Below are 18,302 nucleotides of genomic sequence, written 5' to 3'. Positions count from 1 at the left end.
ATGAGTGAGAGCACTACCATAAAACTGAAACAGGTATCAGTGGGTTACCGCGATTCGCGTGGCAAAGAACGAATTGTAAAGAGCGGAATATCGCTTGGCGCTGAAAAAGGCGAACTCGTTGCACTCATTGGTGGAAATGGAATTGGTAAAAGTACGCTACTAAGAGCACTTGCCGGATTTCAACCGCCCATTACTGGTGACATTTCCGTTTCCGGAAAATCCATCAGTGCCTATCGGGAAAAGGAATTAGCGACGATGATGAGTTTTGTTTCCACCGAAATCATCCGGGTAGCGAATCTCAGCGTTTTTGAGATGGTGGCATTAGGACGGTTTCCGCATACCAACTGGTTTGGTAAATTAACGGATGAAGATCGGCAAATTGTCAATGAATCCATTCGGATGGTGGGATTGGATGGTTACCAAACACGACCCATCAACCAAATTTCCGACGGCGAACGTCAGCGGGCCATGATTGCCCGTACACTGGCTCAGGACACCGATATCATTGTTCTTGACGAACCCACAGCTTTTTTGGATGTCCCGAATAAATATGAGATCGTTAGTATACTCCATCATCTGGCTCGCGAAAAAAACAAAACCATCATTTTTTCGACGCACGATTTGAATATTGCCGTCAGCGAAGTCGATATGATTTGGTTGATGCTGCAGGATGATGTGGTTCAGGGAGCACCGGAAGATCTGATCTTAAATGGACAGTTTCCGTTACTGTTCCAAAAGTCAGACCTGACTTTCGATATGGAAAAAGGTGATTTCCGTATCAAAAGGCATTTAAAGCATGCGGTACAATTGACCGGAAAGGGGGCGGAATTATTGTGGACGCAAAAAGCGCTGGAAAGAAACGGACTGGAAGTAACAAATGAAGCGGATACCAATATTGAAATCACTGTCCGGTCAGAACCACCATGTTGGCAGGTCCAAACAGCGGACAGTGATAAGACATTTTATTCGGTTTATCATTTATGCCGGTATTTGCGCGAACTGTAATTTCGTCACTTCTGCGCCAGCAAAGGGGCGGTAGCTTCCAATGGTTTGTCCTGCATGTTGGACGCGTGTTCCATCAGTAGCAGAACGCCGTGCTTCTCCCACCGTAGGCGCAAATACTCCAATTGTCTCAAATCAGTTGCGTAATAAGCACCTTGCCGGAAATCTATCTTCTCGAAAGGAACATTTGTTTCTTCGTCAAGAGCGGTTGTCCAGTTATTGGTTAGGTGCTTGAGGAAGTCAGACCGACGAAACATCGTTTGCAATGTTCCGTTATCGTAGCAACGGCGTGTGTCGAGGAATCTTACTTCATCCGGCTGCGAGCCGTATCCGTATTCCATTCGTATGAAAGAAGCCATCAGCAGTTGCTGACCATCGATGAAATATGACTGCTTCATCATGCCTCCCTCTTCAGAACTGGACTCCTCGAGGAGGAACAGTTTATCGTGGTAATACCAGGCGGTTATGTAACCTTCGGTATCTCCAATCAGCCAGTGCTTGACCAGTCGCTGGGTGGCAGGGCTGTTTTTAAGGGATGTCTCAATTTCGATCAGCTTTTCGGGGGAATTTTGGGGGGAAGAATAGTCATCCACAACACCTGCTTTCCCAGGGTAAGCAAAAAGAAATATAAAAATCATCATCCCGGATATGGCTCTTTTTTTCATCAGTGGGGTTTTAAAAGATGCCCGTTAGAATGATTGGATTAGTTGGTAACGTCACTTAGTTTTCTTAGGTTTCGAAAAAAGTTACGGCAAAAGGAGGGTACAATGCCACAAATTGAATTAACAGTTATTAACAATTTTAGGCTGTATTTGCAAATATATTGTTTAATTGAAAGATAATCAGTCAATAATAAAATGGCAATTGTTCATTACTTTTCGGAGTTTGAAGTCGAATATTGCATTATTATGTTTATAAAATGACTGGGATTAAAGTGTCCTGCTTCTCTGAATTTCTCCCATCCATCCATTCCGACAATGACGTATACTGACTTATTTGCCTCTATTTTAAAGCGTTTTCGGAGAATTTCCAATTCCTCTGATGACAATTGGGCATGCAATTTTCCCGAGTTCTTTCCGGTTAAATCGATGAATACAAATTCATTTTGCTTGAAAAGCTGGTAGTTTTTATCGATGGTTTGCTGAAAGGCAAGTTCCTCTTTAACCGGTTCTTCTTTTAATTGATAAAGCACCACCACGTTTTTCCACAGGTATGGTTTTAGCGGATTCGACGCCTTTATCGCATCAGGGTGGAAAATGGAGAGTAAGGTAAATGCAAAGAGTAGAACAGAAAGTTTATTCGACATGATAGGTTTTGTTCAATTATTGTGAAAAGATACTAAAATCAGGAGATATTGTATTTCAGGAATGTGTAATTTAAAGGTTGAAAGAACATCGTTATTTTATTTAGAATAGACGAGTGTAAAGCTGAATTATTAACAACCAACAAATCAACGAACCTGAAAACTAAGCTTATGTTGAAGCAATTTTTTGTTCCTGTAGTCATTGTTTCATTATTCCTGATAGGATGTCATCAACGGGAAAACAAGACAGAGAGAAACACTGGCACAGTTAAAACAGAATTGAACAAGCCTCTTGGTCATGCTAAAGCTGATACATCAGGTATGGCATATTTTGCCGGTGGTATCTTCATGATGGGGGCAGACAGTGGATTGTCAAATGAGAAACCGGTTCATCAGGTAACTGTTAAATCATTTTATATCGATAGGACGCCCGTAACTGTAGTTGATTTTAGGCGGTTTATAAAAAGTACAGGCTATATCACTGATGCTGAAAATTTTGGAAATGCCGGAGTATTCAATTTTCAGAAAAATCAATGGGAGCTTGTTTCGGGTGCTACCTGGGAATATCCTTTTGGACCAGACGGACCAAAGGCCCAGGGCAATCATCCGGTTACGCAGGTCAGCTGGAATGATGCATCGGCTTACGCCGAATGGGCAGGAAAGCGATTACCGTCGGAAGCAGAGTGGGAGTATGCAGCACGTTGTGGAGGGAAAAGCAAATCCCGGTTCAGTTGGGGAAATGAGTTGGTCGTTAATGGTAAATATCAGTCCAATGTGTGGCAGGGGAGTCAATTGACTGCTCAACAGGGAGCCGATGGATTTGTATACACTTCACCGGTAGGGTATTACGGTAAAACCGACTGTGGTTTATCCGATATGGGCGGTAATGTTTGGAACTGGTGTGCCGATGTCTATGCGGCTTATCCGGGTAGTCAGTACCAATATCAACCAACCGAGAATGTCAGGGTCATCCGGGGAGGTTCTTTCTTTTTCGATGCCAACGGTGCTTATAGTTATACTGTTTCCGGCAGATCGATGAATTCCATTGAAACGTCGCTGTTCAATACCGGTTTTCGTTGTGCAATAGGTAAAGAGCAAGAGATAGTGAAATAACGTCCATTTTCTATCTATTTTCATCATCTAATAGAAATATGTCCATATAATAGATATAACTTTTTAAAATCCTTGTACAGTTCATACCATATTCCTATCTTGGCATTGGTGTGAAAAGGGAAAGCTACCTGTTATTCGGGTAAGCTTTCCTTTTTATGTTTGTATGAGGTGATATTTAAACAGCTAATCGTCCACTATTTTAAAGATTACCTTATAACGATAAATATTGTTGTAAAAGATTTTATTAAGACTCAAATCTAAAAATTAACCGACCATGAAGATTCAACGAGTAACTCCGCGTGAATTATTGTTTTTTCTGGCAGGCGTACTGATTGTATTTCTGCTGGTTGTCGCGTGGGAGTGGAACGACATCAAGGATGTTGTATCCGGAAAAGGGACCACAGATATTGAAAATATTCATTTTAGAGAATAACTGATTTTAGAATGCTTGTTTCCAGATGACAATGGCATACATAGATTGTAAGTGAATCCAACCTGTATTTAGTCAGTTGCCATTGGGTTTATTTCGGTCACAATACTTTGATTGTTAATAGAAGACTCTGCTTGTTTAATAATGCAGAGAATGAGTCGTCTTTTACAATAGGTCTTTGCGAAACTATATAAGCTCCCAGGGAATTCGATTCAGCTGTAGATGAAAAATTTGTTCTTACCGCAAACAATCCTTATTTTCCATTTATAAACAATAGATTTCGTGCTATCACAATCATAGTTGCTGGCTGAATGGAAAAGATTTTATTTGTCATGAATCCCGTTTCCGGAGGCATTGATAAGGATGAAGCCATCCTCCGGATTCACTGGCTCGCAGTGAGAGAGAAATTTGATTTCAAATTTCAATATACGACCGGAGTGAATGATGACGAAGCTTTGCGCCATGAAATCAATTGGTATCGTCCGGACAGGGTGGTTGCATGTGGTGGAGACGGTACGGTTTTGCTGGTAGCCCGAAACTTGCTCAATGAAGACACCCCGATAGGCATTTTGCCTTTGGGATCGGCCAATGGTTTGGCAACCGAACTGGCTATTCCAGACACATTGCCCGAAGCAGTAGAGTTGGCTGTAAATGGACAGACTTCACGGCCAATTGATTTGCTTCGATTTAACCAGAAATATCTGGGAATACATTTGGGAGATGTTGGCGTTAATGCGTTGATTGTGAAAAACTATGCCAAATCTGGCGATAGGCGAATGGTTGGTTACGCCAAGCATCTGTTTCGTGCATTTCAGGAAAGTGAACTGATGCGGTATACCATTAAGACGCCCGAAGGTGAGTATCAAAAAGAAGGTTACATGTTGGCTTTTGCCAACGCGCGAAGATTTGGAACCGGCATATATCTGTCGCTAAATGGTTCCATGTCGGACGGTCTTTTTGAAATATGTAATTTCCGGGAAATAGAACTCGAGGAATTGATCAATTTGGGGCTGACCAAGTTCGAACTGTTTCTCGACGAAGAGATGTATTCCGATGTAATTAGCTGCAAGGAGGCTGAGATTACCATCGACCGGAAAATCGATTTTCAGATTGACGGAGAATACATCGGCAAAGTGGATCATCTGACGATATCGATGATCGAATCGGCTGTTAAGGTAATTGTGACAGGAGGTGAAGATGAGGAATAAGAAACCGGTCTTGCTTAGTTTTCATGCCATTTCGAACGGCAGTACAACATTGGTATTCGGGCAACTGATTTACACCCGGTACCGGAAATTTTCATTCACGGATTATTCCCGGATGGAAACCTTCAGGCGACTAGCCGCTTTGTATCTGGCTAATCGAAGTCGGAATTGCCGGGTTGAGTTGGTTTTTGACTCTGCTACCATCGAAATGAAAACGGACAGGAATGGTCTTTTTTTTGGGAAGCGAAATTTTAAGAAAACGCCTGCACATTTAGAGGAAGTGCGCATCATGGGAAATACCGAAGTACACATTCCTGAAAATTTGTACACCCGGCACGTCCGCCATCTCGATGCACATACGCTGGTGATTTCTGATATTGATGATACGTTGCTCCATTCGTTTATTTCGAAAAAGCTTCTGAAATTTAAAACCTTAATGTTGACCCGTGTTGAAAAGCGGAAAACCGTTGATAACATGGTCCGGTTGGTGAACCGTTTACACGAAGATGGGGCAGCACTGTTTTACTTATCGAACAGCGAACAAAACCTGTATCCGTTGATTTACCGTTTCCTTCGCCAAAATAACTTACCTCCGGGACCTGTTTTTCTGAAGCACTTCCGGAAAATGCGCCATGTGTTGACCGGAAGAAAACTACCACGTAAGGATTTACATAAGTTGGAAATTCTCGAAGAAATTATTCAGCTTTTCCCGGCCAAAAGTTTTGTGTTGGTCGGAGATAATACACAAAATGATCTGAGCATTTACATGCAGGCTGCCGCTGATTATCCAAAGCAGATTATTGAAATTGTGATTCGCCGGGTTGTGGAAAGTGAACGAAATCAGCTGATTGTTGATGAGTTTACGGAGGAATTAAGGTCCCGAGGAATCGGTTTACATTATGCCGATAGTTTTCCCGAAAGCTTACTACAGTAGTCTGTCTCTTCAATGAAAGACATTAATTTCCTATCTTTCACTTGCCATAGTAAAATGGTAACCTTAACAGGAAACTAAACCTGCACCATCTGATTGATAAGGAATTTCCGGTGATATGGTGCAAAACTCTTTTCGGGTATGCGCAAGTTATTTCTTTTCCTTTTGTTGATGAGTCTCATTTCCGGTTGTGAAAGAGGAGAGGAGTTTTCTTTTGAATGGACACCCGGTGCATTTACAGTGAATCCGGATGCCTCACCCGAGGCAAAGCAATTGTTGCAATTGCTGTACGATGTCAGTGGGAAATATACCTTGACGGGGCAGCATAATCATCCGGTTTTTATTTCCGGACGAACCGAAGAGGCGAAGCAGCTGACAGGTTATTATCCGGCCGTTTGGGGGCAGGAATTTGGTCAAAGCCTCGCCAATTCGCTTGATGGCGTTAATTTTAGACAGCGGAATATGGAAGAGGCGATTCGCAAATATCACCAGGGCTTTGTGATCACGCTGATGTGGCATGCCATCCGCCCGATTGATGATGAGCCGGGAACCTTCGACGGCAATGTAATGGCCAGGTTGACCGATACGCAATGGAGGAAGTTATTGACTCCGGGAACACGTCTTCATCAACGTTGGTGCGATCAGGTCGACGTAATTGCCGGCTATTTGGCTGAGTTGCGCGATGCCGGTGTGCCTGTGTTGTGGCGTCCGTATCATGAACCAAATGGTGATTGGTTTTGGTGGTGTGGCAATCCGGAGCGATACAAAAAGCTCTACCGGATGTTGTTCGACCGTTTTATCAACGTGCATCATTTGAATAACCTCATTTGGGTTTTCAATGGAACAGAAATCCGGAATAACGTAATGCCATATGCGGATTTTTATCCAGGTGACGACGTGGTAGATGTATTGGCAACAGACGTGTACAGCGAGAATTTCCAGCGCTCGGATTATCAGGATTTACTAACGTTGGCCAACGGAAAACCGATTGGTTTGGGCGAAGTAGGAAAATTGCCTCCGCCCGACACGTTGGCGAATCAACCGAAATATTGCTGGTTTATGTGTTGGAGTGGTTACCTGGCGGAAAAGAATAAAGCAGCTGATATCGAAGCTGTTTACGATGCTCCCAACACGCTCACGTTAGACGAATGGAAGGAATTCGTACGGGAAAGTACTCCACCGAACTAATCTTGCTCCTTCTTCGCAATACTCAATCCCAGCCGAATCTTATGGTAGGGAATCTCACCGTTCAGGTGGTCATAAATTGGTTTCAGCTCGTGTTTTAAACCGGGTGTCAGTAATGCTGCTTCAATTTTTTGCAGCTCTTTCTTTTCCAAAAACTCCTGTAGTGAAATATCGTAGTCGCTTTCGTACAAATAAGCCAGATGCGAGCAAACCGTAACAATGTTCAGGTTCAACCGTTCGGCAATTTCTTCCGGATTGTATCCCTTTTTCAGGAAATCGTAGGTTTTTTGATACCGATTGGTGGCTTGCTTTTCATTCGTATTGCCAAATTGGTTGAAATCCATGATAGCCCGAATGAAGATAATGCCAAACTGTTCATATTTGAATTCGCCAACACCGGAAATCTGCCGCATGGCAAATTCGGTGATCGGTTTGGATGTCGCCATTTGTTTCAATGTGGCATCGGAAAAGATGATGTAGGGTGGTACATTCCGTTCTGCAGCCAGCTCCTTCCGAACGGATCTGAGGTGTTCGAAAAGAGCATTGTCCAACTCTTCGACTTTGTTTTGTGGCTGTTTCTTTTCCTGCTGCTGCTTCCAGCGATTTTCTGCTTCTTCCGGCGAAACCAGATTGATTTTCTTTCCGTCGAAAAGGACATCCCGGCTCAGCGACGTTAGTTTCAGTTTGTTTCCGTCGTTATAAGCTACTTCGAATAATCCCATATTCAGCAGTTGAAGCAGATATTCTTGCCAATCCCGGTAAGAAATGTCACGGCCGGCCCCGTAGGTTTTAATTTCGGCCCAACCGTTATCAATCAGTTCCTTTCGCGCAGAACCTCGCAGAATATCAATTAACAATCCCGAAGATATCTGTTCTTTTACTCTCGCAATGGCGGAAAGCGCTTTCTGCGCGATGACCGTGCCGTCGAAAACAGCCGGCGGATTCTGGCAGACATCGCAGTTCCCGCAGTCTTCATCGTAAGCCTCGTTGAAATAGTTGAGCAACACTCGTCGCCGGCAGGTCCGCGCATCGGCAAATTGCTGCATGCGTTCTAATTTCTGCGTTAGCAAATCTTTCTGGGTACTTTCCTCAATAAACTGTTTCAGCGTCAGCACATCCCGGTAGGAATAGAAAAGCAGGGTATCGGCCGGAAGTCCGTCACGGCCCGCTCGTCCGATTTCCTGGTAATAACTTTCGAGGTTTTTCGGCAAGTTGTAATGAATTACCCACCGGACATTCGGCTTGTCGATACCCATCCCAAATGCTACCGTGGCACAAACAATCTGAACGCGGTCGTTAATAAAATCCTCCTGAGCAGCTTGCCGTTCGGAATCTTTCATGCCGGCATGATAACTTACGGCATCAAGCCCTTCGCCGTTAAGTTTGTTGGCCAGTTGTTCGGTTTGTTTTCGGCTCAGGCAATAAATAATGCCGGACTGGTTTTTTCGTTTGCCAATAAACCGTTTGATGTTTTCATATTTTTCCCTTCCGGGAAGGACGGTAATGCTCAGGTTTTCGCGGTCGAAAGAACTAATGTAGGTCTGTGGTTTTCGCAAACCTAGTTGTTGTATAATATCGCTCCGGGTAATGCGGTCGGCAGTGGCCGTCAATGCAATAATGGGAGCCTTGAATTCGCGCGAAAGAAAGTTCAATTGGGTGTATTCCGGACGAAAGTCGTGTCCCCATTGTGAAATACAATGTGCTTCGTCAATCGCAAACAGGCTGATATCTATGGTTTTGATTTGACGGTAAAAATCCTGCGAAAGCAGTTTTTCGGGGGAAACATACAACAATTTGATTTTCCCTGAAATGACGTCCCGGAAGATTTGAATTGATTCAGAAGGTGAAATGGTTGAATTCAGGTAGGCGGCACCGATTCCATTGGCACGCAGCGCATCTACCTGGTCTTTCATCAAGGAAATGAGCGGTGAAACGACGATAGCCGTTCCTTTCTGTACCAAAGCCGGAAGCTGAAAGCAAAGCGATTTTCCACCGCCGGTAGGCATAATAGCGAGGCAATCGTGACCATCAAGTATTGCCTGAATAATCTCTTCCTGTAATGGCCTGAAGGTTTCGTAACCGAAGTATTTCCTGAGGGTTTCGTATATCATGGATATGAAAAATGCCCAAAGATACAATTCCTCACCTGTCCAAAAACGGCTTTAACTGTTTTTCTTGAGATGAGATTTTTGTTAGTCGTCGTAACGTCCGGCGGAAAAATCGATCATGGCTTTCATCACACCATCTTCGTAATTGGCTACCAAAGCATAAGCTTTGTCTGTCTCTTCAAACGGGAAATGGTGAGTGACCATCGGAGAAACATCCATGGTGCTATCGGCCATTAAATCGAGTGCCGGCCGGGTAAAACCATTTTGGCGACGAACATTTTTAATGGTAATTTCCTTTCGGCGAAGTTCATCGACAGGGAAGGACCAGTGACTGAATTCTGGTATGCCGACTATAAGTAAAGTTCCACCCGGTTTGAGCAACTGAATAGCCTGCTCGACAGCTTCCTGTTTCCCGCAGCATTCGAATACAAAATCAAGTTGCAGAGGTTCTTTTCGGGTGATTTCACTTACTACATCCGTTTCATCGGGATTACCGGTCCAGCCGGCTCCGGAATCCCGGGCAATTTTCAGCCGGTGTTCGAGTCTATCGGTCACATATACTTTAGCAGGTTCCTGTAACTGTGCCGGAAGTAAAACACTCATCCCGATAGGTCCGAATCCTAAAATTCCAATGGATTTTCCTTTTAAATCGCCGGCCAGTTTGGTGGCATAATACCCAATTGCCAACGGCTCTGAAACCACGGCTTCATCAAATCCCAAACGATTGTTGATGGCAAAACAGGAGCTCTCGGGGATGACTATGTATTCGGAAAGACAGCCTTCGGCCTGACCGGGATTGCCCAGAAATTTAAGATTGCGGCAGGTGTGAGGCCGTCCCGCTTCACACTGATCACAATGACCACAAGACATAGCCGGGTCGATAGCCACTCTATCACCAATATTTACGTGCTGAACACTTTTGCCTACAGCAGCTACAATACCAGCCCCTTCGTGGCCCGGCGTAAACGGATAGCTGATGACCTGACTTCCGATACCGCCTTCTTTGTAATAATGCATATCGGAGCCACAAACCCCAACACGTATCATTCGTATGAGAACATCGGTATCATTTACAATCTCTGGCATGGGACGCTCCTGTATTTCCATCTTTTCTTTGCCGGTCAGTGCAAAAGTTTTCATGTATTTATTCATGGCGATACTGTTTCAGTTTTTATTGTCAGGCTTCGGTTCTTATTTCAACATTCCAGCACAAGCTGCATTTACCTAAGCCAGTAGAAAGGGGGCGAAAAATCTTCCAATTTACCGGATTACAACAGGAAAATAAACTCTGCGAAAAGTTGTCTTGATATACCTTGTGTCTGTAAATCTTAATTGATTAGGATAAGATATAAAAAAAGACGCAAAATCAAAGCATTCGGCCTTGAAAATTGCGTCGTTAAAATATTATCAGTTATAGGGAAATCAGGAAGAAACTTTTCGGCCGATGGTTTCCATTTCCAGTTCTTCTAACGATTTGCCTTTTGTTTCGACTAATGCAAAGTGATAGAATAGGATACTCAACAACGTAGCGGCGAAGAAGAATGCAAAAACCCATCCGACGCCAATTTTTGCCGATACCAACGGAAACAACAGCGCTATTACAAAGTTGAAAAACCAGTGAGAGAAAGATCCGATGGCTGCTCCCCGCGAACGAACATTGTTGGGGAACATTTCCGACAGAATAACCCAAATGACAGCTCCCTGCGAGAAAGCGAAAAACGCAATGTACCCAACAAGGTAAGCCAGCAACTGGTATCCTGCATAATTACCGGTGATGTACGACCAGGCAAACAACCCGAGAAATACAGACATACCGGTAGCCCCCACATAAAGCAGGAATTTACGCCCGAACCGGTCGATGAAAATCATGGCAACAATGGTAAAAGCCAGGTTGGTTATACCAATCAACACAGACTGGAACATAGCAGATTCGGCAGAGAAACCGGCAACCCGGAAAATATCGGTGGAATAGTACATGATGACGTTGATTCCCGCCATTTGGTTAAACATCCCGACCGCAATGCCAATCAACACTAATTTCAGGTAGGGAGGCTTGAACATGAATGAGTACTTCTTCATCACGTTTTGGTCGAGCGAATCCCTGATCTGATTCATCATGATTTCCGCATCCTGGTGCGGATTGACCTTGTGAATAACAGCGAGCGCTTCGTCGATACGGTTCATTTTCACCAACCAGCGCGGACTTCTGTCGATGAAGAAAAGCAAAAGGAAATAAACGCCTGACGGAATGGTTCCGGCCAGAAACATCAAGCGCCAGTTACTGTGTCCAATGCTGTCGATGATGTAGTTGGAGAAGAATGCCATCAAAATACCGGTGACAATAGCTAGCTGATTAGTGGCAACCAATCGTCCTCGCAGTTTGGGCGGGGCAATTTCGGAGATATACATGGGAGTTAGCACTGATGCGCCACCTACTGCAATTCCGCCAATTAAGCGGGCCGTAATGAAAACGGTCAGGTTGGTAGCCAATCCGGCACCAATCATCGAAAGGAGGAACATAACAGCCATTACTTTCAGCATCTGGCGCCGACCGAATATATCGCCGGGTTTTCCAATGAAAAGTGCTCCGATGATACAGCCAACCAGTGCCATACTCACTACCACACCTTTCATCGCTTCAGAAAAGCCGAAGAATTGCTGCACATAAAAAATTGTTCCGTTGATGACGGCAGTCTCGAATCCAAACATCAGTCCGCCAAGGGCCGCCACGAAGGTGACAAAGTACAAGTGATTTCTCATGATTCGGATAGATCTATTGATTAAGCGCCTCAAGATAACGATTTTCTGTACAATGGACAGAACACTTTGTTAGGATTGATTATCAAGTGGATGATTGTTGCCAAAATTAAAACCAGCCTCAATTGAAGCAGGTTTTAATTTCATCAGAAAGGAGTAATTATTTTATTGCGGATAAGCTTCCATATCTTCATCGCAATGCCATTCTTCTGGGCAAAATCTTTCCGTTTCAGAGAAGAAAAAGGCAGCTTCTTTAGCAGCATTTTCGTCACTATCGGAACCATGAACGGCATTGTGCGAAAGCGACTCGGCAAATAATTTTCGTATGGTACCTTCACTGGCTTTTTCCGGATCGGTGTTGCCGATGAGTTCGCGAAATTCAGCTACAGCATTGTCTTTTCTTATGATGGCAGCCACGATGGGACCGGAAGACATGTAGTTGACCAGACCATCGTAAAAGGGTTTTCCTCTGTGAACCTCATAAAATTTGGCAGCTTGTCTTGCCGATAATTTCGTTAGTTTAAGTGCTTCCACCTTGAAACCATGTTCTGTAATCATGCCGAGAATGGGACCAATCAAATTACGGCGAACGGCTCCGGGTTTAATCATCGTTAGCGTTGTATTTCCAGCCATGTTGACAAATTTAGTTGCGAATAGAAACATCCGTATGACCGATGAGTTCATCAGGGTAACCATTTATAACGGATGGCAAACAGTATTTTTGTTCGAAAATCACATTGATTTCTCTTCAATCAAAATTAGGAAATTGAATAGACTGACCGCTAATAATTAGTTGCTGTTAAACATAGTATCAATTTTTTCTGAAATTGGATCCGTCTCAGACTTTTAGGTTTCTTCCGGTGAAGAGTCAGGGAAATAATTTAAAATGTTCAGGTGCGAAACAACCAATATTCCTATCTTTGCATCTTACCTTTAAAAAGAGATCAATTTTGAGAAAATTATCCCCCGAAACAATAGCGAAAGTAAAGGAAGTGCTGAGTGAAAATGTTCGGAACATTGTTATCATACCGCATGTGAATCCGGACGGTGATGCTGTTGGTTCAAGTTTGGGATTGTGGCGAGTGCTGAAGAACGCGGGATATGCACCAACGGTTCTTTCGCCGACAGATTATCCAGCCTTCCTGAAGTGGGTGAATGGAACAGATGAAGTGAAAGTGTTTGAGCATGAACCAGCTGTTTGTGAAGAAATTCTCAATCACGCCGATTTGGTTTTCCTGCTCGACTTTAACGCTCCGGACAGAGCTGGTAATCAGCTGGGAGCACTTATTGAAAAGGTAACCAAACCCATTATTCTGATTGATCATCATCCCGATCCGGCTGATGTGACAGAATTGATGTTTTCGCATACCGAGGCCAGCTCAACAGCGGAATTGGTATACCGGTTTGTAGAAAGCCTGGATTTGGATAAACACCTCGATAAAGATGCTGCTGAAGCATTGTTCACCGGATTGATTACCGACACCGGTTCTTTCAGTTACAATGCTTCATCTCCTGATATGTACGAAGTGGTTAGCCGGTTATTGGAAAAAGAAGTTGATAAGGACCGAATCAACGACCACATTTATAACAACTTTTCGGCACACCGAATGCGGCTTTTAGGTTACAGCTTGGATAAAAAAATGAAGGTTTTTCCGGAATACCATGCAGCTTATATTTCATTGAGTCGGGAAGAATTGGAGAGCTACCATTTTGAGCCAGGTGATACGGAAGGTTTTGTGAACTATCCGCTCTCGATAAGCGATGTAATATTTACTGCTTTGTTTATGGAAAAGGACGATTTAGTGAAAATCTCTTTCCGTTCAAAAGGAGGTTTCCCAACAAACGAATTTTCCAGTATGCATTTTAACGGCGGAGGTCATATAAATGCTTCCGGAGGAGAATCAAGATTATCGCTCGCCGATACCATTAAGAAGTTTGAAGAGTTGTTGCCTGAGTTTTCTGCAAAACTAAAAGCTGAGCACCGGAAACTCAGACAATGAATTCGGGAAAGGAATGGGAAAGGTGAACCGAATTTTAATAAATTAGCGCTGAAATTTTAAATCAGTCGGAGCTAAAAGGGTATCTGAAGACCGACATACGTAAGTTTGAATAGTTAATGTATGAAATATATGAAACGTAGGGGATTAAATTTTTTATTACTGGTTGTTGTGTTGGGTGTGGGGTTTGTTTCCTGCAGTAAAACAAGCCGCCAAAAAGCCAGGGAATTGGAAGTGGAATTACGGGATAAATATGTCGCAAAGTATTATCCGGATGCACAACCAACCCCGTCAGGACTTTATGTCATTAAAGAACAAGACGCGCCAGCGGGAGCCGATTCGATTACTGTTGGTGATCAGGTAAAGGTATTTTATACCGGAAATTTGATTGAAAGTACTGATTCAACCGGTGTTCAGGATGGTTATGTATTTGATAGCTCTGGTGATTACGAACCATTCACCTTTACAGTTGGTGCCGGCTCTGTAATATCAGGCTGGGAAGAAGCCATTCAGCAAATGAAAGAAGGGGAGAAAGCTGTATGGATTATCCCATCAACTTTGGGATATAGTGGAACGCCTCAATCGGGTGTCCCTGCCTATTCAACGCTTGTATTCCATGTCACGGTCTACAAAGTGATAAAAAGCAATTCCGATCCAGTGATAATCGAACGACAATTTTAAATACGGACCGCGGAACTTCACCGCGGTTTTTTTCAATAAATGAATTGGTAACGTGACGCGTACGGATCTCATCAAAAAACTGTTGCCAGGGTTTATCCCGCTTTTTGTTTTTATCCTTGCGGATGAAATATGGGGAACCCAGGTTGGTATTGCCGTTGCGGTAGGTGTTGGAGTTATTGAGTTAATCATAACCGGAATCAAAGAGCGACGCCTCGAGAAATTTGTGCTTATCGATACGGCTTTGCTTGTGGTTCTTTCGCTGATTTCCATTCTACTCGACAACGATATCTTCTTCAAACTGAAGCCCGCATTGATCGAATTGATTCTTTGTGCTGTTTTGGGGGTTTCTGCCTTTGGTAAATTGAATATCGTGCAGATGATGGCCGGACGTTACATGAAGGATGTTTCGTTCAACGAGCAGCAAAAGGTACAGATGCAGCGGAACCTTCGGAATATGTTCTGGATTTTTCTGGCGCATACCGGCCTGATTGTTTTCTCTGCCTTTTACATGAGTAAAGAGGCCTGGGTTTTCATCAGCGGAGGATTATTTTACCTGATTTTCGCGGCGTATTTTGCCTTCGAATGGTTTCGCAACAAACGCATGCACGGAAAAATGCCGATTATAGCCGATGACGAAGAGTGGTTACCAGTAGTAGATGAAACGGGAAAAGTGATTGGGAAAGCTCCTCGCTCGGCTTGTCACAACGGCCAGAAAATTTTGCACCCGGTGGTGCATCTTCATGTTTTTAATCCGAAGGGACATATTTACCTGCAGAAGAGACCGGAAAATAAATTGGTACAGCCCGGTAAATGGGATACAGCCGTGGGCGGTCATATTTCTTTCGGTGAATCTGTAGAGACGGCATTGAAGCGCGAAGCATATGAGGAAATTGGTTTGACGGATTTTCAGGCGCGTCCGATGGCCAGTTACAAATGGGAGACCGAAGTTGAAGCCGAACTGGTGTACAGTTACCTCTCATACGATTACAAGAAAATCCGTTTACACTCCGACGAAGTTACGGAGGGAAAATTCTGGAGCCGTGCTCAAATAGAAAAGAATCTGGGTAAAGATGTATTTACACCTAACTTCGAATTTGAGTTCAAGATGATGAATCAATTGCGTGACCAGAATAGCGCATTAGCTTGATTCTATTGTTTTTGTGCGGAAAATGCTTTCTGACAAGCGGAAATAATTTCTTTCCTAAAGTTGAGCAACTGATTTTGTTGTTCTTTCGATAATCCAAAACGCAAACGAAGCCGGTTTCGAAAAATTCTCCAGCAACGGATTAGCCGGTAAGCAAAAACTCCACTCACTGGCATGGCGATAAGATAAAGCACTTTCCACCATCCGGGGAATAGTCTTCCCCCAGTCAATAATCCAACAACATACATGGCTGAAAAGGCCAGCATTCCCAGTACAAAATAGAATGAACTCCTCATTTGTGAATCCTCTATCTTCCTGTTAACATGCCTTTTCAGGTAGTAGTGGGGGAGCGCATGATGCAACCAACCAAAGGCGATAATCGGAGAGACTAATAGGAAACCTAAACCGGTTATAAATGCTTTTCCGGGTGTATAAAGTTCTCTTTCCAGCGCCTCTTCTTTAATTTTTAGTTCGCATTGTAACTCATCGTATTTCTGTACTTTACCAGATAGCGACTCAATAAAAGAATCATCATTTTCTGCCGCTTTTTCCAATTTCTGAATGGTGAGTTGGTCGGCTAGAAAATGGTCCTTCAACGAACTGGCCGAAAGGTTTGCTTCTTTCAGCATGGTTTTCCTGTACAGCAGCCTAATCGCTTCATACAACTCGTAATGTTCGGTGTCCCGGATATCAATCATCAACGGCGATAACTTTTCCTGTATTGCATCACGCAGCTCCAACTGAGCGCGCTGCGGATTTTCCCGGTAGGAAGACAGAAAGTCATTAACTTCTAATGGGGTGCCATAGTTGATTTGAAGAGTTGATTGCGTATTCTGGTAATCGCTGTAAAAGATGCCCACCGGGATGATCACTAAATCTTTCCCCAAACCACCACTTTCTTCAGCCTGAAAAGCAATCCGGGGAACAGCCTTTTTGAGCGGTAACAGACTGCGCTTATCGGTGTGTCGAGCTTCCGGGAAAAGGCAGAGTGGCGTTTTATGCTGCAAAATTTCGATGGTCTGCCTGAAGGTTTTTTCGTTTTTCCCGAGGTTCTCCACTCCGTCACGAATTCGGTATACCGGAATAATTTTAAGAAAACGGAGGAACGGGCGGTTCGTTGCACTTTTAAATATATCGGCCCGACCGAGGAAAACAATTTGGGATGGAAGTGTGCAAACCAACGCCAGCGGATCCATTAGGGCGTTCTGATGATTTGGGGCAAAGATGACGGGTTTGTCTTTGGGAATATTCTCCCTTCCGGTTACAATTACTTTTCTGTAAAACAGCCGATGCGATGTTTTTACGAGTACGCGAACGAAATCATATGCGATGGAGTAGCGATATATCTTGCCCATAAGTTCTCTTTATTTCCCTTCCACATGGCTGTGAACATTCGCCACTTGTTCTTTATCCGATTCGTCAGTTACAGGATTACGGGACCAGAACCACGAAAGGCTCAAGCCGGAAACGATATGCCAGATGCCCCACCAGGCAGCAATGATGGCCATGCCGCCCAATTCCATATCGGGCGGGAATATTTTGGGATTGAAGATCAAAGCAAGTCCCAGACCCGAGTTTTGAATACCCGTTTCGATGGCAATCGTACGCCGATCGGTTTGTGGTAACTTCATCAGGCTGCTGGCGCTATAGCCGGTGACCAGAGCCAGTGCATTATGAATTAATACAATAATGAAAATCAAATGGATGAACTGGATGAAGAACTCAAAATTCTTGGCCAATGCAATCACCACAAAGGCGATGAAAATGCCAACTGACAATTTCCGGATTGGGCCACGTATTTTAACCGTTAAACGGGGAAAACGGCGGGCAAAAATCAATCCCAGCACCAACGGAATACCAAGCAAAATAAACACCGTCTGAAACATTTGTCCGGAATCAATATGCAAAGGACGCAATAATGCTTCAGCATCGTGGCGGTTGTAAAAATGTGTATATAGACTTCCCCAGAAGGCGAAGTTTAGTGGTGTCATGAATGTGGCAGCAAGTGTTGCAATGGCCGATAAGCCAATGGATAAAGTGGTATTTCCTTTCGCCAGCGACGAAATAAAGTTGGAAATATTTCCGCCGGGACACGAAGCTACCAGAATCATTCCCAGGGCCACAGTTGGCGTCGGGCGCAAAAACAGAACGAGTAAATAGGTAAGAGCCGGTAGAAGCAGAAATTGAGAAACCATTCCCGTTAGGGTCGATTTCGGGCGGGTGATAATTTTACGGAAATCGGAAACATGAATATCCAGCGCAATACCAAACATGATAAAGGCCAGTGCTATGTTTAGAGCCAGGATTCCGGCCGGACTAAAATGCAGGCGCACGTGATCCAATACTTGCAGAGAATCTTCAAACATAGGATTAGACTTTCAGAGCCCAAATATATTGATTTGTGGCTAAAATCAAACGGTTGTTGTTGTGCATGTGCAGCTATCGT

General features: G+C 43.8%; 17 protein-coding genes. 9 read left to right on the top strand and 8 right to left on the bottom strand.

The features are described 5' to 3' along the window. Complete coding sequence (locus T426_RS0109735; protein WP_025865239.1) at window positions 1-1,005, top strand: ABC transporter ATP-binding protein; 1,005 nt, start codon at window positions 1-3, stop codon at window positions 1,003-1,005. Between the two features lie 5 nt (window positions 1,006-1,010). On the opposite strand, the gene T426_RS0109730 is transcribed toward T426_RS0109735, so the two are convergent. Continuing rightward, window positions 1,011-1,667 (bottom strand): hypothetical protein, encoded by a 657-nt coding sequence (locus T426_RS0109730; RefSeq protein WP_027585609.1) that lies wholly within the window; start codon window positions 1,665-1,667, stop codon window positions 1,011-1,013. A 206-nt stretch (window positions 1,668-1,873) separates the two neighbouring features. Beyond that, window positions 1,874-2,308 (bottom strand): DUF4174 domain-containing protein, encoded by a 435-nt coding sequence (locus T426_RS0109725; protein WP_025865241.1) that lies wholly within the window; start codon window positions 2,306-2,308, stop codon window positions 1,874-1,876. Between the two features lie 168 nt (window positions 2,309-2,476). Here T426_RS0109725 and T426_RS0109720 point away from each other — a divergent pair, with 168 nt between their 5' ends. The 5 genes from T426_RS0109720 (at window position 2,477) to T426_RS23300 (ending at window position 7,172) form a co-directional block, all read left to right on the top strand. Beyond that, on the top strand, window positions 2,477-3,418 hold the full coding sequence (locus tag T426_RS0109720; RefSeq protein WP_025865242.1) for a formylglycine-generating enzyme family protein: 942 nt from the start codon (window positions 2,477-2,479) through the stop codon (window positions 3,416-3,418). A gap of 274 nt (window positions 3,419-3,692) precedes the next feature. Next, a complete protein-coding gene (locus T426_RS25740; RefSeq protein WP_153637620.1) occupies window positions 3,693-3,851 on the top strand; it encodes a hypothetical protein in 159 nt (52 codons plus the stop codon). Window positions 3,852-4,159: 308 nt separating this feature from the next. Next, window positions 4,160-5,056 carry a diacylglycerol/lipid kinase family protein gene (locus T426_RS0109710; RefSeq protein ID WP_025865243.1) on the top strand — a complete coding sequence of 299 codons (897 nt, stop codon included), beginning with the start codon at window positions 4,160-4,162 and terminating at the stop codon, window positions 5,054-5,056. Then, the gene (locus T426_RS0109705; RefSeq protein ID WP_027585607.1) at window positions 5,046-5,987 is read left to right on the top strand and encodes a phosphatase domain-containing protein; all 942 of its coding nucleotides are present in this window, start codon (window positions 5,046-5,048) and stop codon (window positions 5,985-5,987) included. Before T426_RS0109710 ends, T426_RS0109705 begins: the two co-directional genes overlap by 11 nt. Window positions 5,988-6,125: 138 nt before the next feature. Further along, a complete protein-coding gene (locus T426_RS23300) occupies window positions 6,126-7,172 on the top strand; it encodes a glycosyl hydrolase (RefSeq protein WP_025865245.1) in 1,047 nt (348 codons plus the stop codon). Here T426_RS23300 and recQ read toward each other — a convergent pair. The 4 genes from recQ to ndk all read right to left on the bottom strand — a co-directional run bounded on the left by recQ (window position 7,169) and on the right by ndk (window position 12,667). After that, entirely contained in the window at window positions 7,169-9,280 is a 2,112-nt protein-coding gene (gene recQ, locus T426_RS0109695; protein ID WP_036984752.1) for a DNA helicase RecQ, read from the bottom strand. The two genes, T426_RS23300 and recQ, sit on opposite strands and share 4 nt — an antisense overlap. A gap of 81 nt (window positions 9,281-9,361) precedes the next feature. Then, window positions 9,362-10,429 carry a zinc-dependent alcohol dehydrogenase gene (locus T426_RS0109690; protein ID WP_199898654.1) on the bottom strand — a complete coding sequence of 356 codons (1,068 nt, stop codon included), beginning with the start codon at window positions 10,427-10,429 and terminating at the stop codon, window positions 9,362-9,364. Between the two features lie 270 nt (window positions 10,430-10,699). After that, window positions 10,700-12,037 carry a sugar porter family MFS transporter gene (locus T426_RS0109685; RefSeq protein ID WP_027585606.1) on the bottom strand — a complete coding sequence of 446 codons (1,338 nt, stop codon included), beginning with the start codon at window positions 12,035-12,037 and terminating at the stop codon, window positions 10,700-10,702. A gap of 162 nt (window positions 12,038-12,199) precedes the next feature. Continuing rightward, entirely contained in the window at window positions 12,200-12,667 is a 468-nt protein-coding gene (gene ndk / locus T426_RS23295; protein WP_025865248.1) for a nucleoside-diphosphate kinase, read from the bottom strand. A gap of 317 nt (window positions 12,668-12,984) precedes the next feature. On the opposite strand from ndk, the gene T426_RS0109670 reads away from it, so the two are divergent. From T426_RS0109670 to T426_RS25535, 3 genes are all read left to right on the top strand, one after another. Next, window positions 12,985-14,034: a DHH family phosphoesterase gene (locus tag T426_RS0109670; RefSeq protein WP_051539076.1), complete on the top strand. Its 1,050-nt coding sequence runs from the start codon at window positions 12,985-12,987 to the stop codon at window positions 14,032-14,034. Window positions 14,035-14,163: 129 nt separating this feature from the next. Next, window positions 14,164-14,712, top strand: coding sequence for an FKBP-type peptidyl-prolyl cis-trans isomerase (locus T426_RS25065; protein ID WP_159103354.1), 549 nt, complete (start codon window positions 14,164-14,166; stop codon window positions 14,710-14,712). A gap of 52 nt (window positions 14,713-14,764) precedes the next feature. Further along, on the top strand, window positions 14,765-15,859 hold the full coding sequence (locus tag T426_RS25535; protein WP_025865251.1) for a septation protein IspZ: 1,095 nt from the start codon (window positions 14,765-14,767) through the stop codon (window positions 15,857-15,859). A 2-nt stretch (window positions 15,860-15,861) separates the two neighbouring features. Here the strand turns inward: T426_RS25535 and T426_RS23280 are convergent, their stop codons facing one another. Then, on the bottom strand, window positions 15,862-17,211 hold the full coding sequence (locus T426_RS23280) for a 1-acyl-sn-glycerol-3-phosphate acyltransferase (RefSeq protein ID WP_025865252.1): 1,350 nt from the start codon (window positions 17,209-17,211) through the stop codon (window positions 15,862-15,864). 9 nt (window positions 17,212-17,220) lie between these two features. Continuing rightward, window positions 17,221-18,222 (bottom strand): bile acid:sodium symporter family protein, encoded by a 1,002-nt coding sequence (locus T426_RS23275; protein ID WP_051539078.1) that lies wholly within the window; start codon window positions 18,220-18,222, stop codon window positions 17,221-17,223. Between the last annotated feature and the right edge of the window lie 80 nt (window positions 18,223-18,302).

The sequence above is a fragment of the Prolixibacter bellariivorans ATCC BAA-1284 genome, from assembly GCF_000621705.1.
GTDB lineage: Bacteria > Bacteroidota > Bacteroidia > Bacteroidales > Prolixibacteraceae > Prolixibacter > Prolixibacter bellariivorans.
This window is presented reverse-complemented; position numbering and strand designations above follow the sequence as displayed.

Coding starts and splice junctions, on each gene's coding strand:
- T426_RS0109710 (WP_025865243.1), top strand. CDS start 4,160: ATGGAAAAGATTTTATTTGTCATGAATCCCGTTTCCGGAGGCATTGAT.
- T426_RS0109720 (WP_025865242.1), top strand. CDS start 2,477: ATGTTGAAGCAATTTTTTGTTCCTGTAGTCATTGTTTCATTATTCCTG.
- T426_RS0109735 (WP_025865239.1), top strand. CDS start 1: ATGAGTGAGAGCACTACCATAAAACTGAAACAGGTATCAGTGGGTTAC.
- T426_RS23275 (WP_051539078.1), bottom strand. CDS start 18,222: ATGTTTGAAGATTCTCTGCAAGTATTGGATCACGTGCGCCTGCATTTT.
- ndk (WP_025865248.1), bottom strand. CDS start 12,667: ATGGCTGGAAATACAACGCTAACGATGATTAAACCCGGAGCCGTTCGC.
- T426_RS0109725 (WP_025865241.1), bottom strand. CDS start 2,308: ATGTCGAATAAACTTTCTGTTCTACTCTTTGCATTTACCTTACTCTCC.
- recQ (WP_036984752.1), bottom strand. CDS start 9,280: ATGATATACGAAACCCTCAGGAAATACTTCGGTTACGAAACCTTCAGG.
- T426_RS0109705 (WP_027585607.1), top strand. CDS start 5,046: ATGAGGAATAAGAAACCGGTCTTGCTTAGTTTTCATGCCATTTCGAAC.
- T426_RS25065 (WP_159103354.1), top strand. CDS start 14,164: ATGAAACGTAGGGGATTAAATTTTTTATTACTGGTTGTTGTGTTGGGT.
- T426_RS0109690 (WP_199898654.1), bottom strand. CDS start 10,429: ATGAATAAATACATGAAAACTTTTGCACTGACCGGCAAAGAAAAGATG.
- T426_RS23300 (WP_025865245.1), top strand. CDS start 6,126: ATGCGCAAGTTATTTCTTTTCCTTTTGTTGATGAGTCTCATTTCCGGT.
- T426_RS25740 (WP_153637620.1), top strand. CDS start 3,693: ATGAAGATTCAACGAGTAACTCCGCGTGAATTATTGTTTTTTCTGGCA.
- T426_RS23280 (WP_025865252.1), bottom strand. CDS start 17,211: ATGGGCAAGATATATCGCTACTCCATCGCATATGATTTCGTTCGCGTA.
- T426_RS0109730 (WP_027585609.1), bottom strand. CDS start 1,667: ATGAAAAAAAGAGCCATATCCGGGATGATGATTTTTATATTTCTTTTT.
- T426_RS0109685 (WP_027585606.1), bottom strand. CDS start 12,037: ATGAGAAATCACTTGTACTTTGTCACCTTCGTGGCGGCCCTTGGCGGA.